The following is a 17,253-nucleotide window of genomic DNA, read 5'->3' as shown; positions in this document are numbered from 1 at the left end:
TAAAAAAGATGTCCGTTATGAAGAAGAATCTATTTGCCCTACTGGCCTTGCTTTGGGTGAGCGTAGGGTCTGCATCAGCCCAGAAGTTGGCCTTGGTTGATATGGAGTATATATTAGGTAAGATGCCGGCCTATGAAATGATGAACCGACAGCTAGAGGATTTGTCCAAGAAGTGGCAACAGGAGGTTTCGGGGCAGGAAGCAGAGGCTCAGGCTCTCTATAAGAAGTATCAGAGTGATTTGGTTTTCCTCTCGGCAGAGCAGAAGAAGATGCGTGAGGAGGAGATCGTGACGACAGAGAAGGCCGCTTATGAGCTCAAGCGCAAGTACTTCGGCCCAGAGGGAGAGTTGATGAAGCGTCGTGAGAGCTTGATGAAGCCTATCCAAGACGAAGTTTGGAAGAGCCTCAAAGACCTTGCTCTAGCGCAAGGTTATCACGTGATCATAGACAAGGCAAGCAGCAAGATCGTCTACGCAGACCCCTCAGTAGACGTCAGCGCCATTGTATTGCAGAAAATGGGATTTGGAAAATAATCCCTATCTTTGATCGCATTGTTTTTTGATAAATCCAAACAAATAAATTAAATAGGACAACAACGATGAGAAAGATTTTGATGGCTCTGCTCCTTGCACTACCACTCACAGTGCTTGCACAGCAGAAGATCGCAGTGGTAAATACTCAGGTGATCATGACCTCTCTTCCAGAGGTAAAGGCTGCCGAAGACAAGATCCAAGAGCTAGCTAAGAAGTATAATGTTGAGATCCAGAGCATGCAAGATGCGTATAAGGCCAAGGTTGAAGCTTTCGTCAAGGAACGTGAGCAGCTTCTGGAGGCTATCCGTGCGAGCCGTCAGCAAGAAATTCAGGGCCTAGAGGAGCGTATCCAAGCATCTTATCAGGCTATGCAGGAGCAACTACAGAAGGAGCAGCAGAAGCTATTGGCTCCTATCCAAACCAAGGTTGCTGCTGCAATCAAGAAAATAGCCGATGCCGATGCTTGTACGTATGTACTAGAGGCTGGGGTGATGCTACATGTAGGCAAAGACGCTGTTGATATTACTGACAAGGTGAAGGCAGACCTAGGAGTTAAGCCTACTGCAGCTGCTAAGCCTGCAGCTGGCCGCTAGTCGATAGCTCCAACAACAAAAAGTCATAGAGGGGGAAGGCAATAGCTATTTGCGTTCCCCCTTATTGTTTTCATATTTAACTATAAGATTATGCTGAAGCAGTTGCTGAGATTTGCTCTTACTTTGCTCATGGGTGTATTTCTGTGGGGGTGTGGGCTCTCTAGTAAGGCCCTCAAGCTCTCCCAAGGAATGACGATGCAGCAAGTCCTAGCTGTTATGGGTTCGCCCGATCATCGTAGGTTCAATAGTAATCAGGAGGAATGGGAGTATCGTGAAACGATTGGTGAGAAGATGAATGTATTGATTGTCACCTTCGTCGGGCAGCGTGTGGATAAGCTCGACTCGTACGATATGCCTGCTCCAGAGCACGAACCAATCCCACCGACCTACGACCCGGGGGCGCCTAGACCTCAGATAACAATCCCCTTACCAATTCCCGAAGAGGTGTATCCGCCCAGCTATCCACCTAGGGGAGGCTACCCAGATAGACCGATGATTGACGAGCGTTGGTTCGCCGACTTCTACAACCATCTCAAGCGTACGCCCTTCCCACGTGAGCGTAGAGATATGATCGCCAGTGTGACTCTAGAGAGATACTTTACCGTTGAGCAGAGCTGTAGACTGCTCTCGCTTTATGCCCACGAAGACGACAGGCTAGATATTCTCCGTTTGCTCTCTGGGCGGATTGTAGACTTGGAGTATGCCGATCGTATCTTGGAGATGTTCCGATATCGTAGTAGCAGAGAGAAAGCTCGCTCACTACTGATACCACCACGAGGCCGATATGGGACTCTAGAGGGAAGACCAGCCGACCCGAGGTTAGTGATTGATGAGCGCTGGTTCGAGGATTTCTACCAGAGAGTCAAGGCTAAGCCTTTTAGTGATGATAAGCTAGAGTACATCTCTGTGGCTGCTCATACTCGTTTCTTTACAGTACATCAGGTGTCGAGGTTGATGAAGCTCTACACCTTCGATGACGATCGCCTCAAGGTGCTGGGGCTATTGGCTCGCCGCATTGTTGATATGGAGAATGCAGATCGACTACTGGATCTATTCACTTTCAGTAGTGGCAGAGCTGAGGCTCGGAAGCATTTAGGCTTGTAGCTCAGAGTATAAATTAGGAAGGCGGTGTATCGAATGCATAGTTCGGTACACCGCCTTCTTATTTTGTTGCCTCTGTCTAGCGATGTTTGTACATCTGCTCAAAGGGGATACGCACACGATCGCCCCAGATCCCTCTAGGATCTCTGATGCCACAGCTGACGATCATACCTATCTCGGCTCCGCTGGGGAGGTTGAGCAGACGGCGAACACGCAGACTATCAAAGCCGCCTATGGGGCAAGTATCATAGCCCGCCTCTGCCATTGCGATGATGAAGGTCTGTGCGACCATGCCGCAGCTTTGATGCACCGATACACGTACATCGGCCTCCGACACCTGCCGGATCATTGGTCGAAATAGTCCGATGCATTGTGCGAATGATTTGCGTATCACTCCCCAGATCCCCAAGCAACGTGAGTTGAGCAGAGGCATCACCCGACCGTAATAGAGCTCCCAGCGCTTGAGGCGATGCTCTTGTCTGTCCTGTGGGCTATTGAGCTTTACATTCTCTCGTTCGTAGGCGAGCATCGCTTTGGCTCTCGCTCTATGTAGGTCTTGGCGTGTTACGAAGACAACCATTTGCTGAGCGGTGCTGGCTGCTCCTTGTCCGAAACAAGCCACTGCAAGCTGACCGAGTAGGGCTTTGTCTGTGACATGATACACCTCGTAGAGTTGCATATTGGAGCTTGTAGGCGAGAGCTGGGCTAGCTTGATGCACTCACGTACACGCTCGGTGTCGATGGGCTGATCGCTATATCGCCGAGTAGCACGGCGAAACTCCAGTATTTCTTTTAGGCTTTTCATTTTTTGCTTGATTATTAAGTGCAAATCTATCTATAAACAATGATCCTCTTTATCTCCCAATAGGGTGGCGAGATAAAGAGGATACGTAATTGATACCGCTTTTTTACTTCGTGAGCAGCTCAATCAAGGCCTCTTCCGTGAGGCTAGCTTGCTCGCCTGTGAGCATATTCTTGACCGTTAGTGCTCCACTGCGTAGCTCATCTTCGCCTACGAGAGCCACATAGCCTATATTCATGTTATTGGCATAGCTCATCTGCTTCTTGAGTTTGGTACTCTCAGGGAAGAGCTCGCAGCGCACACCAGCACGGCGTAGGCGAGCGACTATGGGGACTAGGCTACGGGCCTCGGAGGCTCCGAAATTGACGAAGAGGATCTGTGTGCCAGTGCTACTAGCGTCAGGGAATAGCCCAAGCTCCGCCATCACGTCATATATCCGGTCAGCTCCAAAGGAGATGCCCACACCGCTGAGCCCTTGCAGCCCGAAGATACCCGTTAGGTCATCGTAGCGCCCACCTCCCGAGATGCTACCGATCGTGGCGTCGATAGCTTTGACCTCTAGGATTGCTCCCGTATAGTACGATAGACCACGTGCTAGGCTAAGGTCTATCTGTACCTCAGTCATGAGCTCTACCGTGTCTAGGTGATCGAGTACGAAGCGCAGCTCCTCAATGCCTTTGAGCCCCTCGTCACTTGTTGCGATGAGGGAGGAGAGCTTATCGAGTTTTTCTTGATTGCTCCCCTCTAGTAGCAGTAGGGGCTCTAGGCGTCCTAGAGTTTCGTCCGAGAATCCTTTTCCTCTAAGTTCCTCCTTGACCTTGTCCAAGCCAATTTTGTCTAGCTTGTCGATCGCCACCGTGATATCAATGAGTCGATCCTCTGCACCTACGGTCTGGGCAATGCCTGCGAGTATCTTGCGGTTGTTGAGTAGTACTCGTGTGCGAATGCCTAGACGGCGAAAGACCTCATCTATGATTTGAATTAGCTCTACTTCGTTGATCAAGGAGTCAGAGCCGATTACATCGGCATCGCACTGATAGAATTCACGGTAGCGCCCCTTCTGTGGTCTATCGGCACGCCAAACGGGCTGTATCTGGTAGCGTCGGAAAGGCATCGTAAGCTCATCACGGTGCATCACTACGTAGCGAGCGAAGGGTACGGTTAGGTCGTAGCGTAGCCCTTTTTCACATAGGCGAGCTGCTAGTTTATGGGGGTTGCGCTCGAGGAGCTCTCCGTCCTCAATACCTTTGAAATAGTCGCCCGAGTTGAGCACCTTGAATAGAAGTCTATCTCCCTCCTCGCCATACTTACCCATCAGAGTAGATAGGTTCTCCATAGTGGGGGTCTCGATCTGCTGATAGCCGTAGAGGGCATAGACCGAGCGGATAGTATCGAAGATATAGTTGCGACGAGCCATTTCTACGGGGCCGAAGTCGCGCATTCCTTTAGGAATCGTTGGTTTCTGCATATTATCTTTTGGGGAGAGTGATCCTCCGTCTGTATTATTGTTTGCCGAGTACAAAGTTCGGCAATTCGGCTCATTTAGCCAATATCGCTCTATCTCTCGGCTCGAGATAGGACGTAGTATTTGCTCGCCAATGGATTTTTGTCGTCAGCAGGGTACACTTCTTCGTACAGGGACTGCCACTCCGCCCAGTCTATCTCGGGGAAGAAGGTGTCAGCATCGGGGTACTCGGCCTCTACGAGGGTTAGGTATAGCCTATCGGCTCGCTTGACTAGCTGACGATAGATCTCGCCTCCGCCTATGACGAAGACCTCTTCTTGGTTGCCTACGGCTTCTAGAGCTTCCTCCACACTGCCGAATAGCTCTGCTCCGGGGGCCTCCTTGAGGCTTCGGCTAATGACGATGTTGCGCCTATTGGGGAGGGCGCCATTGGGGAGGGATTCCCATGTGCGTCGACCCATCAAGATGCTATGCCCAGTGGTAAGTGACTTGAAGCGTTTGAGGTCTGCGGGCAAGCGCCAGAGCAAATCATTGTTGCGTCCGATAGCTCGGTCTAGAGCCATCGCGACTACTATGGATAGTGTCATAGAGCTCAATGGTTGGTTGGGGTAGGGGCGGGGAGAAGTTGCGTACGGGAGTAGATCTAGACTGATACCGTGGCTGCGATATGTGCATGAGGATCATAACCCTCTAGCCTAAAGTCCTCGAAGCTGAAACTGTCAATATCCTGTATCTCGGGGTTGATCCACATACGAGGTAGGTTACGAGGCTCTCTAGAGAGCTGCGTCTTGACCTGATCTAGGTGGTTGAGGTAGATATGCACATCGCCAAAGGTATGTACAAACTCGCCTGCCTCGAGCCCCGTGACTTGGGCAATCATCATCAGCAGTAAGGCATATGAAGCTACGTTGAAGGGGACGCCAAGGAAGACATCGGCGCTACGTTGGTAGAGCTGTAGGCTTAGGCGCCCATCTCTTACGTAGAACTGCATCAAGCAGTGGCATGGGGCCAGAGCCATGTCGTCTATCTGTGCCACATTCCAAGCCGAGATCATTAGCCTGCGGCTATCGGGGTTGTGCTTGATCTCCTCGATGACCTGCTTAATCTGATCTATGGTTCCGCCTCGATAGTCTGGCCAAGACCTCCACTGTGCCCCATAGACGGGCCCTAGATCTCCATTTGCGTCTGCCCACTCATTCCAGATACGTACCCCTCGCTCCTGCAGATAGCCTACATTGGTATCTCCTCTGAGGAACCATAGTAGCTCATAGATGATACTCTTGAGGTGCAGCTTCTTGGTGGTCAGTAGCGGAAATCCTTTGGCTAGATCAAAACGCATCTGGTAGCCGAAGGTGCTGATCGTGCCAGTGCCAGTCCGATCGCCTTTGGTCTGCCCCTGATCTAGGATATGCGCCAGCAAATCAAGATATTGCTTCATTGATTTCCGTGTCTTTTGTTTCGTTAATACTGGGAACAAAGATAGGCTAATATCACGACTATGTATGTAGGGACTAGATTAGGCAGGTAGAATTTATATTCTGGCTCAGTTTTCAGAATGTTGTTGGGGCGACCCCTCCGAGCTTGGGGCAAAAAGGATAGACCTCATATTTGCCCCCTAGGAGGCCCTAGATCGAGTGCAGCTGTATTTTGGGTATATCACTCGGGCGAGTGCGAAGAGTCGCTTAAATTGGATATTTTCTAATGATTTGGTTTTTAGATATCTATGAAGATCCTTTTGGCTGATCTGGAGCCTTTGATGCCCACTCAAAGGATTTTCTTCCCATCAATCCTAGACGATTGGTGGGTATATTGTCCGAGATTGGCCCTACAACGCTTCTAGATCTTCCCATTGATTTCGTCTAAACTTTCCCGCAACCCTTATTTGTCTATCCTAAACACAGGTTAATTGTTTATAGAATATTAACAATTCGTTTATACTATCGGGTTAGGATTATCGGTGGACTGCTGGCTATATAGTCCCTTCGATTCATTTTCTGGGAGTGAGATGGTTATTAAAATATAGACCATTTTATTTTTGCTTATCTTTGTTTCAAGCTGGCTTGTAGGGGGATTCATTTTGCAGATGCCTATTATATAGGGGGGGGTAGGAGTTTAATGTTGCCACATAGGGGAGAGTTTTTGTAACCTTGGTATAGTGCCGTAGGTAAGACCCTACGCCAGATTTAATCCATAAAATAGAAGTGATTGCTGCGCACCGAGCTTAATTGTCCGAGCGCATAGATCTAGTGCTCAAGAATAAGGAAAATGATTTGTCGTGGACTTAACCAATGAGGTTTTGTCGTATGTTTAATATTAATAAAAACAAGCATGAAAAGGAAAATTTTACTCTGTTTGTCTTTGTTAGGCTCCTTAGTGAGCTTTGGCTCTGCTCGGGCAGAGAGCACTCGCCCAGAGAAAGGCAAATCTCCACTGTTAGTAGAGAGCACTGCCTCGGAAGCCCAAGACCCCCCTCTAGGCTTTGTGTGGGACAATGGTAGCAGCTCCAAGGGGGTGACTTTCTTCGGGGCAACTTTCGAAGATAAGTCTACCGCTCCCAGCATCGTTCGCCTATCGCCCAATAAGCCTACCGATATACATCGGCTTGGACCCGTGGATCCCTTAAATGAATTTAAAATCAAAGTGATACACTGTGGTGCTTACACGGGTAAGAAGTACGTTGGGTATATGACGATTTTGTACACCTACGAGATTCGTCCAGCACGTTTCGTGGAGATAGACACCCAGACGGGGGCTGTGAAAGTGCTCCGGAGCTATGACCATACTTCGCAAGAGTATAAAGACTGGCCAGTCATCTACGACATGACTTATGACCATAAGAATAATAAGTGTTGGGGGATAGCTCGCAGTAATCGTGAGGACAAAAAAGCCTATTCTACAGTGTACTCCATCAATACTGAAACCGGAGCATATACCAAGCAACAAGACCTCGAGTTCTATGTTTGGGCTGCCGCTAGTGATTATGATGGTAACCTAAACGTAATTGTGGCTAGACCTAACTCTAAGGGGGAATACGTGGCATCTGAGTTTCTTAAGCTGGACGCTAGCAATGGTTTCAAGGAGATTGCAGGCACAAGGCATGAGATCAAAAGGAATGGCTTTGCGATTGTCCCCTACTATACACATACTGCAGAGGTAGACCACACTACTGGAGATTTTTATTGGCTTGGTGCCGATAAGTCGGGTTTCCAGTATGTCTACAAGATTAATCCTGATACCGGTGAGCACAAGAGCTATGGTTCGGTAGGGTATGGCGATGTTATTACAGGCTTATATATCCCATACGAAACGGCAAAGGATCGCAAGGCTCCCGCACGTGTACAGGGGCTACAAGCTACTTATAAGAAAGGTGATCACGGCAAGGCTGTGCTTGCTTGGAGGAACCCAGCCACCACTTGGGATAGGAAGCCTCTATCGTCGATAACGAAGATCACGATAGCACGCGATAAGAGGGATAATGTCGTTGGCGAGATTACCTCCAGTACCAAGGTTGGGGATGAAATGGAGTGGACAGACCCCAACTCAACCTCTGGGGTACATACTTACTATGTGACTGCGGAGAATGCTCAGGGTAAGGGTGTCATTGATAGCATTCGTTGCTACACTGGTGTAGACGTTCCCGGAGTTGTACAGAACTTAAGCGCACAGAAGCAAGGTGCTGATATCGAGATCTCTTGGAGTGCGCCAGCCAAGGGGGCACATGATGGCTTCATTAAGCCCGAAGAGGTGACCTACACCATCACTCGTATGCCTGACAAGAAAGTGGTGGCTACCAACCTCAAGACTACTACTTACAAGGACTCTAGGCTAGGCTTCGTGATGGCTTATTCCTATATTGTTACGCCCAAGAATACTATTGGCAATGGTGTGCCTCTAGAAACAGAGAAGATCGTGGCAGGTGAGGCCTACAAAGTGCCTTACTCAACCGACTTCAAGACATACCGAGATGGTGAGAGTTGGTCAGATCTTGATGCTAACGAGGACGGCAAACGCTTTGTCTATAGTGGCGGTGGAGCACCCGTTTTTGAGCGTATGGCGCTTGATCCCGCTGGTTACCAAAGGAAGTCCGACGACTGGCTCTTCTCTCCCAAACTCTCTCTATTGCGTGGTCGCTACGAGATCATTACCAAGATACAGCTCGAGGTCGCCAATACGATCCACGACTTCTCGATCAATATCGGCAAGGGTACCAGCCCTCAAGCTCAGAAGCAGCTCAAGAAGTTTGAGTACTATACGATGTCCTTGGCTCAAGATATCAGGACAGAGGTTGTGGTAGCTGATATCGAGGAGGACGGTGTCTATAATGTTGGTATCCACTGTACGAGCATCGGTAGTGCAGATGTGAGAGATCTCTTCTGTGTGCAGGGTGTTACAGTCAAGCGACTATACGAGAAGGATTTGGCGGTGAAGGATTTTGAGCTCTCCGAGATCATCAATGAAACCCAAAACAAGGTTGTCGTTAGGATCTTGAACGAAGGGACAGAACCACAAAGTGCATACAAGGTGCGCCTGCTCGAGATGAACGGAGATCAAACTACGGTAGTAGCGGAGCTAACGGAGGTGCCTACCGTTAAGTCCAAAGAAACGGTAGATTGCATCGTTAAGTACACGCCCAAGGGCAAGTCTGGCAAGATGCGCATCGCTGCCGAGGTAGTACTCTCTGGTGACGGTGAGAGAAGCAACAATCGCTCACAGACTCTCGACGTCAAGGTACTCAAGTCTGGCACGATGCCTTGGAGCCATCTGATCACTGACGACGTAATAGCACGTGAAACCACTATGCCTATTAGTTTCATGAGGCACTACTCTACAGGGCAGACTATTTACCCCGCCGAAGAGCTTGGATTCAATAACGATGCTACTATCTCTCGTCTAGCCTACGACTACGTCGGGGGTGTCGCAGTCAATACCCCAACCCCCGTCAAGATCTACCTAGGCAATGTTGATAACCCAGACCTTGCAGGGCTTAGCCCCCAAGAGGCTTGTGTTGATCCTGCTACGATGACACTTGTCTACGATGGCCATATTACGATCAAGAATGGTGTCGGTCGTCTAGAGTTTGATTTCCAGACCCCTTTTCAGTACAAGAAGGGTAAGCACCTCTGTGTGCAGGTATGGAAGGAAGCACGAACTTCCGACAATATTTTCCCTGCCCAGTATGCTATCTTCGGTAAGGGAAGTGGTGTCTTGCGGTCTGTGCGCTATATGGATAATAAATCTAGACTAAATCCTGCCGCTCCTACCCTCAGATCTGTACTGCTCCTTGAGTGGGTACCTCAGCTTCGATTGGCTGCCCAAGTCGAAGGAGAACCCGGCAGCGTTCAGGAAGTCTTGGTAGCATCGCCTATCTCCTACGATGCAGTACGCAGAACTCTGCTGCTAGGTGGCTTCAACGCTCGTGCAGTACGTGTCTATGACCTAGCTGGTCGCCTTGTGCTTGATAAGGCTGTTGCCACTGATAGCGATGAGGTCGATTTGGGTTCACTTGCTCAAGGTCACTATGTCGCTGTCGTACATGGTGCAGATGGTACTATTGCTAGAGTTAAGCTCCACGTCAATCAATAACGATTCATATTTCGGTCAGAGGATAGAGCACTGCTCTATCCTCTGATATTTATCTATAGAAACTCATGAGAAAGAAACTTCTACTTTTGTCGGCTCTTCTAGCCTTCTCTTCAAATCTAGGGCTTGCTCAAGATCTAGGACGCTTCGTCCTAGGCAAATCGGAAATTAATGATACGCAGCTGCGTGCAGGCAAGAGTGAGCTACGTGCCGAGGACGATAAACTGCGTGTCGGTTATGCCACGGATAGAGTGGATAGATCATTTACCCTACAGATGCATGGAGGTCCTATTGACTATGGTGCGGCTGTACTGCTCAAGGGAGATATCCTCAATAAGTATGTTGGCAATAAGCTCACCGATATCGTATTCTATCACGCCTCTAGCCCCAGCACTATGGGTTCGATGAGGGTCTTTGTGACCAAAGACCTACATGCAGATCCCGCTACCTATATGCACAGTCAGACTGTGCCAGATGTCAAGGTGGACTCGTGGAATACCATAGCCCTAAATCGAGAGATCACAATTGAGAAGGATACTCCCCTCTATATTGGCATGGTTGCCAGCTATAGCAATGCTGTCATGCCAGTCGTTAAGGCTTGCTATGAGCGAGGCTTCAGAGAGAGTAATGCAAACTTCTTTTTGGATCGATCTACGTGGTCGCCATTCGACCGATTCGGAGATGAAACCGACTACAACTTCCCCGTGTATGCCTACATCAAGGGCAGCAATTTTCCGCTCAACGACGTAGGGATCCGCCGACTAGACGCATCAGACTTCGTAAGGCAGAACACACCTTCGGAGGCGTTCTTCCTAATGCGTAACTATTCTAGAGACAATGTCAAGAAGGTTACGCTCTCTGCCAAGTCTGGTGGCGTAGAGTTCCAGAAGCTGATTGTGGATAATATAGATGTGCCTACGGGCTTGGAGATGCGGATTAATATGAAGGGTATTCGCTACCCTAAGGAGGGTAACCACAAGATCGATTTCTCTGTGCTCTCTGTTAATGGAGGAGAGGACAAGGATGTCAAGGATAATATGCTCCCCAAACATGTTTTCGTGCTCAAGGAGGGGCGTGAGTTGATGTCCAAGAAGGTACTCTTCGAGCAGTTCACCGCAGAGTCGCATCACTCGATGCCTGTCGCAGACTCGCTCTATACCATTTCGATTAATAAGACTAAAGACGCAGTTTGGATCAAGCATCACATCTATGAAGATGCCTATGCTCTACCATACGTTGATGCCTATAAACTCTTCTTTGAGGGGGGGAGAACCTTCTTGCCTGCGATCGCTGTTAATAGGGATATATACCCCTATTTCGACGTGGAGAAGGGGCCTGCCTATTTCCTCAATAGCGAGTCTTTTGTTGATAGGATTATTCGGCTAGGTCTTTCGTTCCCTGCTACTATATCGGTCAAGGGTAAGGTAAAACTCAATCAAGATACCAATGTGCTTGATGTGACGATCGAGGGTGAGTCTGCTGCCAACGAACTCCCATTTACCAAGGATCCGCACCTGACGGTTATGCTGGTCGAGGACTCAATCAAGTCTACTACCCAGACAGGTAAGGCCGAGTACATTCAGAATGGTGTGGTACGTGCGGTCCTATCGTCTTCGGCATGGGGAGATAGGCTAGATGTGAGCAACTACACTTATCGCAAGGATTTTAGTATCAAGCTCAAAGATGAGTGGAATAAGCAGCATCTGCGCATCGTTGCTTTCGTAAACAACTATGGAGGCAAGTACGATCAGCTCAGAGTACACAATGTTGATGAGTTTAAGGTAATGAGTAGCGATAGTAGCGATGTGCTCCTGCCTATGGCTGAGCCCAAGGTGTGGTATGCCTCAGATGCTGTGCAGGTACCAGAGGGCTTCGACATAGTGGCGGTCTACAATCTCTCAGGCCTGCGTTTCTCTCCCAAGCATCTAGCAGCGGGACAGTATGTTGTGCAGATCTCTAATGGACGTACTACTACTGCTCATAGACTACTTGTCAAATAAAGACCTATCAAGGTTTGCGGATGTGTTACCACACATCAAATGCTACTTGGCTTGGGGTGCTGGTCCGGTACTAGCTTAGATATTAGCTTTGGGGCAGTAGCATTCGGGTGTATGCTGGGATACTCTATGGGGGCTGTGCAGAGATTCATGTTGTGTCACAGCCCCTTTCCTATTCTTTCTTACGTTAAAGCTTAGATTTATGAAGACAAACTTCTTACGCCGAGTAGCTCGAAAAACTCTACTAGGTGCTATGTCGCTCATTGTAGCGCAGGGGATCGTATCGTCTGCTCCCGCAGATCGAGTCATCCGCCTCTTTACTCAACCCGATGGCTCTACGGTTACCATCGTTTTGCAGGGTGATGAGCACTTCAACTATCATACTACGACTGATGGGTTTATGCTTTTTGAGGACACTGATGGTTACCTCAAGTATGCGACCCTCTCCGATGGGCACAATATCTCATCTTCTGCTTTCATCGCTCGTGATCCAGAAGATAGAACCAAGGAGGAGTGCATATTCTTGAGTTCTTTGTCTGCTCTGGACTTTAGGGCAGCCGTCTATCAAAAACGAGAGGCAAGCCCTCTGCGTGAGCATGCAGCGAGAGATAAGTTCCCTACCAAGGGGAGCCCCAAGGGGTTGATCCTCCTAGTAGAGTATAGTGACCTTAAATTTAAGGTAAAAGACCCCCAGAAGCGCATCACAGCACAGATGAACGAGAAGGGCTACAAGGAGGGTGGTGCCACGGGTAGTGCTCGTGATTACTTCTCAGACCAATCTCATGGCCAGTTTACTCCCATATTCGATGTTACTGAGCCAATCACTGTATCCCGCCCTATGGCCTACTATGGGCAGAGAAGCCTCACGGGCCACGATGCCAAAGCTGCCGAGCTGATCAAAGAGGCTTGTGAGCTACTTACCAAGAGGGGGGGGATGGATTTCTCCGAGTATGATAATGACAAGGACGGCATTATTGACCTAGTTTTCGTCATATATGCTGGCTACAACGAGGCTCAGGGTGGCCCTAGTGCCGCTATTTGGGCACATGCTTGGACCATGACGGAGGCAGGCTACAAGGGCGTTAAACTCGGGGATCTTGCTGTAGAGCGCTATGCTTGCACCTCGGAGCTCAGAGGGGCTGTAGGCCGCAACCTAGATGGCATTGGGACTTTCTGCCACGAGTTTACGCATTGCTTCGGATTGCCCGACTTCTACGACACAGCTGCAGTCTTCATGGGTAACTATGGTGTGGGCACATGGAGCCTTATGGACCGTGGCTCGTACAACAACAACGCCAATACTCCAGCAGGCTATACCTCTTATGAGCGTATGTTTGTCGGTTGGCTCGAGCCCAAGCAGCTTACCAACCCAGAGCTTGTAACGCTCGACCCTATCAATACCCACAATCAGGCTTGCATCATATACTCAGACAAAAATCCTAATGAGTACTTCTTGCTGGAGAATAGACAGAAGACTGGCTGGGACGCACATATTCCCGGCCATGGTTTGATGATCACTCATGTGGACTACTCCAAGTCGCTCTGGGAGCTCAATGCCGTCAATCGAACAGGTACAGTCGAATATCCTCACTATCAGATTGTCACTGCAGATAATAGTCCCTCTTACATGACCGAGGAGGAAGACCTATTCCCTGGTCCTCTCAATAAGACTGAGTTTACCGATCAGTCTTCCCCCGCCTCTGTACTATATACGGGCGAATATCTGGGTAAGCCAATTACGGGTATCACAGAGAAGGATAAGAAGATTACTTTCAGCTTCATGGGAGGGACTGTTGGTCTAGACGCTATCAATGATCGGGCTGTATCTATTTCTTTGAGTAGAGGTATGCTTCACCTGACCATGTCGGAGGCACAGCTTGTACGTGTGTATGGTCTAGAGGGTATGGAAGTGGTTAGCCTCATGTCCGCAGAGGGCAAGAATAGCCTGCCTTTGCCTACGGGTCAGTATGTTGTACAGGTTGGCAAGAGAACCTATAAAGTGCTGATTCCCTAGGTAAGAGCCATACAGAGCTAGGCCCTACTAGCACAGAGCTCATTACTTCTAGATGCTGGTAATAGTAAAATAGCCGAAGCCCTCTATCGAACTAGTATTGTTGATAGAGGGCTTCGTATTGCTTGGCCATACGCTCTTGGCTGAGGTGTTCTCTAAGCTTCTGGTGTAGCTCTAGGGGGATCTTCATATTGCGGGAAGCCAGTAGTGCCTTGGCTAGAGCCTTGGCATCTCCTATTGGGTAGAGTAGCTCCAGTAGAGCTGGATCGTGCAGCATCAACTCTCTGTAGACGGGTAGGTCTGTTGCTACGACTGGTACCTGAGTCAGTAGTGCTTCGGCTACATTTAGCCCGAATCCTTCACTGTGTGAGGCTGTCACGAGGGCGTCAGCGGCTTTTAGGTAGTCTGCTACATTCGTCTTGAAGCCTAGTATCTGCACCTGTTGCTCAAGGCCTAGAGCAGCATTTCGGCACTCGCCCTCCAGTTCGCCTTGACCAATGAGGGCAAGCACACTATCCCTCGGTATTGCCTCTACACTCAATAGATAGACAAAGGCACGTATGATCAGTAGTGGATCTTTGAGTTTGGAGAGAGAACCACAGACAATCCATACTAGGCCCTGTGGTGTCACGCTAGGGAAGAGTTGTCGGCGCAGGATCATTCGCTCCTCATCGGGGAGAGGACAAAAGGTTGCCGTGTCTATGCCATTGAGTATCGTTACTACAGAGGTTGAGCTATTGCCCAGGCGATCAATACAGTAGCCCGCCACATGGTCGGTTATCCCGACGACCGTATCTACATGCTTTAGCCTAGACCACAGACGTGTATCCATATATCTACCTAACCATTTGCCTTTGCCAAAAGTGAAGTCTGCCCGACTGATGTTGTGCTGTGTAGAGATGCGTGCAAAACGTTTGGGTAGATGCGAAACGACGAGATCGGGGTGGTAGCCGTGTGCGTGCACAATGTTGGCTCCGTGTTGGTCTGCGAGGCGCATTACTTGTCTAGCGACGGTACTTGTCATCAGCTCTAGCTCTACGAAGCTGCGATTTAGGTAGTGGATCGAGATACCCATTTGTGCAAAAACCTCATCATATCCCTTGGGATCTTTGCCTCTGAGGCAAATGATAATAGGGGTAAATGTCCGACGGTCGATAGCTCGTATCAAACTCTCTAAGACGTGTACGGGGCCTAGCTTTGGTAGAGCGTTGATTACATAAATTATTGGGGTCTTAGTCATAGATCATATCTTCCTTGGGCTCCTTGGGACCTCGTCCATTCTTTTCGATCTTCTATTTTCTGCATGTGATTGGTAGGAGTAGTCAGGTCGTAGACTGTCTGGTAATGAGCGTATGGCTCTTCGGGATTGCTAATCTCCTTGAAGGTAAGTAGAGAGAAGCCTAAGAGAAAGGTTGCTGTGCCTATACGCCATATCCCACGATTATGTTTGAGCAAGAGAGGGAAGCAAATGAATATCATGGCGTATGGGTAGAGCATCAGTCTTAGCCCCGGCTCAAAGGTAGAGAGAATGTTGTACATACATACAGATAGTGCGATGGCTTGCACACCAAAGGTCGCTCGTTTGTCTAACTCTCCCCCCCAACCACTGCGGATGGCAAGAAAAGAGGCGAATAGATTTAAGAAAATCTTATATAACCCCGATATGGTTTGGGTAGCTGTTTCATCGCTTGATAGATAGAGGGCATACCTCTGTGGTATGAATGATCCGAAGGCATCTAGTAGCATAGGGAAGAGAGTGAGGCCTGTGACGAAGCTTACCCCTAGAGCTAGTAAGAGTAGCCATCTGGAGTACTTACGGTAGACAAGAAGATAGAGAGCTAGAGATAGAATTGCCGACGAATGGAAAAGCGAGGCTAGCAAAACGCTGCCGACAAATCGGATAGGTTTGCGATCGACCACTAGAGAAGCAGAGCCAGCGAAAACTATTGAAACCGCTAGGCATTGGCGGATTGTATTGAGGGACTCGAAGAACCCTTTATATATAAGTACGTAGGTCAGTATTCCCCACACCCAATCTATTCGCCAACGTCTGAAGCCGTATAGCATTAGAGCGTAGGTAAGTCCCGCAATCCACATCAGCCAGAAGTGCAGAGGCATACCTAGAAGATTCCGACAGATATGATTGATGAAGCCCCAAGAGAACTCAAGATACTGTGCGCTACTACTCATCGGGTCCGTGTAGGCGTTGAGATAGACAAGATAATCTCTACCGGGTCCCACACGTAAGCCCGAGAAAAGTGTAAGCAGTACCCACACCAAGATCTGGCAGATACGCTCACTCTGGCGATAGAGCTTGGCAGCCAGTAATAGCCCAATGAATAGACTATAGAAGATGATGTAGTATGTGAGCGGACTCATAGAGCGGTTGGGTGCTGGGATTGGTGTCGCTTTTAGCTAGCTTCTTGCTCCATTGGTAGGACTGAGGCAATGCGTGTACGTGCCTCTTGAGCAGATGCCATGATATTGCGTGGAGCTTCGCCGTAGTCACACGGAGAGAAAGGCGCATGTATCGTTAGGCGAATGCGATGTGGTTTGACCAGCTTATGTCCACGCTTGAGCACATCAAACGCTCCATCTATGGATACTGGTAAGATGGGTGTATTGAGCTGGCTTGCCATGACGAAAGCTCCTTTTTTGAAGCGAGTCATCTTACCAGTCATTGTTCGGCTCCCCTCGGGGAATATGAATATAGAATTGCCACTGGAGAGGACGGCTTGTGCCTGCTCCATAGTTTGAGTGATAGAGGAGGGTTTGGTATCGTCCACGAAGATGAAACCTGAGGCCTCACAAGCTTTACCTACGAAAGGCATTTTGCGCAACTCTTCCTTGAGGACCCACTTAAACGGTAGGTCAATGTATCCGTATAGGGCGAAGATATCGAAAGCACTCTGATGATTGGCTACAACAACGTAGGTCTCGTCCTGCTTGGGTAGGTATTCTTGTCCCTCAACCGCTATAGGGCACCAATGTAGAGCCAAGGAGGCTTTAGCCCATAGGCGACCGACGTATCGAGTTACCCAATGCCCATAGCCAAGCATACAGCCTAGGATAATTGTCAACGAACAGATAATCGTCGTGAGCACAAAGAGAGAGAGGCCCACAGGAAAATAATAGAGGTAAAATAATACTCTACGCATATCTTGACATGGT

13 protein-coding genes are annotated in these 17,253 nt (G+C 49.0%); 6 read left to right on the top strand and 7 right to left on the bottom strand.

Features of this window, described 5'->3' with window-relative positions; all coding sequences use genetic code 11:
* The first annotated feature begins 17 nt into the window (after nt 1-17).
* From HQ48_RS02010 to HQ48_RS02000, 3 genes are all read left to right on the top strand, one after another.
* On the top strand, nt 18-533 hold the full coding sequence (locus tag HQ48_RS02010) for an OmpH family outer membrane protein (protein WP_044231458.1): 516 nt from the start codon (nt 18-20) through the stop codon (nt 531-533).
* A gap of 65 nt (nt 534-598) precedes the next feature.
* Nucleotides 599-1,126, top strand: coding sequence for an OmpH family outer membrane protein (locus HQ48_RS02005; protein WP_044231457.1), 528 nt, complete (start codon nt 599-601; stop codon nt 1,124-1,126).
* Between the two features lie 90 nt (nt 1,127-1,216).
* The gene (locus HQ48_RS02000; protein ID WP_044231456.1) at nt 1,217-2,230 is read left to right on the top strand and encodes a DUF4476 domain-containing protein; all 1,014 of its coding nucleotides are present in this window, start codon (nt 1,217-1,219) and stop codon (nt 2,228-2,230) included.
* A 76-nt stretch (nt 2,231-2,306) separates the two neighbouring features.
* Here the strand turns inward: HQ48_RS02000 and HQ48_RS01995 are convergent, their stop codons facing one another.
* From HQ48_RS01995 to HQ48_RS01980, 4 genes are all read right to left on the bottom strand, one after another.
* Entirely contained in the window at nt 2,307-3,032 is a 726-nt protein-coding gene (locus tag HQ48_RS01995; protein ID WP_044231455.1) for a nitroreductase family protein, read from the bottom strand.
* 103 nt (nt 3,033-3,135) lie between these two features.
* Nucleotides 3,136-4,497, bottom strand: coding sequence for a histidine--tRNA ligase (gene hisS / locus HQ48_RS01990; RefSeq protein ID WP_044231454.1), 1,362 nt, complete (start codon nt 4,495-4,497; stop codon nt 3,136-3,138).
* Nucleotides 4,498-4,586: 89 nt separating this feature from the next.
* Nucleotides 4,587-5,081, bottom strand: coding sequence for a dihydrofolate reductase (locus tag HQ48_RS01985; protein WP_044188014.1), 495 nt, complete (start codon nt 5,079-5,081; stop codon nt 4,587-4,589).
* 56 nt (nt 5,082-5,137) lie between these two features.
* A complete protein-coding gene (locus tag HQ48_RS01980; protein WP_044188012.1) occupies nt 5,138-5,932 on the bottom strand; it encodes a thymidylate synthase in 795 nt (264 codons plus the stop codon).
* 890 nt (nt 5,933-6,822) lie between these two features.
* On the opposite strand from HQ48_RS01980, the gene HQ48_RS01975 reads away from it, so the two are divergent.
* The 3 genes from HQ48_RS01975 (at nt 6,823) to HQ48_RS01965 (ending at nt 14,085) form a co-directional block, all read left to right on the top strand.
* Nucleotides 6,823-10,077 (top strand): fibronectin type III domain-containing protein, encoded by a 3,255-nt coding sequence (locus HQ48_RS01975; RefSeq protein WP_152568288.1) that lies wholly within the window; start codon nt 6,823-6,825, stop codon nt 10,075-10,077.
* Nucleotides 10,078-10,142: 65 nt separating this feature from the next.
* A complete protein-coding gene (locus HQ48_RS01970; protein WP_044231452.1) occupies nt 10,143-12,074 on the top strand; it encodes an Omp28-related outer membrane protein in 1,932 nt (643 codons plus the stop codon).
* A gap of 199 nt (nt 12,075-12,273) precedes the next feature.
* On the top strand, nt 12,274-14,085 hold the full coding sequence (locus tag HQ48_RS01965; RefSeq protein ID WP_044231451.1) for a M6 family metalloprotease domain-containing protein: 1,812 nt from the start codon (nt 12,274-12,276) through the stop codon (nt 14,083-14,085).
* A 91-nt stretch (nt 14,086-14,176) separates the two neighbouring features.
* Here HQ48_RS01965 and HQ48_RS01960 read toward each other — a convergent pair whose 3' ends face one another.
* Genes HQ48_RS01960 through HQ48_RS01950 form a run of 3 tightly spaced genes read right to left on the bottom strand, consistent with a single transcriptional unit; the run spans nt 14,177 to nt 17,240 of the window.
* Complete coding sequence (locus tag HQ48_RS01960; protein ID WP_044231450.1) at nt 14,177-15,322, bottom strand: glycosyltransferase; 1,146 nt, start codon at nt 15,320-15,322, stop codon at nt 14,177-14,179.
* The gene (locus tag HQ48_RS01955) at nt 15,319-16,461 is read right to left on the bottom strand and encodes an EpsG family protein (RefSeq protein WP_044231449.1); all 1,143 of its coding nucleotides are present in this window, start codon (nt 16,459-16,461) and stop codon (nt 15,319-15,321) included. Before HQ48_RS01955 ends, HQ48_RS01960 begins: the two co-directional genes overlap by 4 nt.
* A 32-nt stretch (nt 16,462-16,493) precedes the next feature.
* The gene (locus tag HQ48_RS01950; RefSeq protein WP_044231448.1) at nt 16,494-17,240 is read right to left on the bottom strand and encodes a lysophospholipid acyltransferase family protein; all 747 of its coding nucleotides are present in this window, start codon (nt 17,238-17,240) and stop codon (nt 16,494-16,496) included.
* Between the last annotated feature and the right edge of the window lie 13 nt (nt 17,241-17,253).

The sequence above is a fragment of the Porphyromonas sp. COT-290 OH3588 genome, assembly GCF_000769075.1.
Taxonomy (GTDB): Bacteria; Bacteroidota; Bacteroidia; order Bacteroidales; family Porphyromonadaceae; genus Porphyromonas.
Note: the sequence above shows the minus strand (reverse complement) of the source record. Positions and strands in the feature narration are given on the sequence as shown.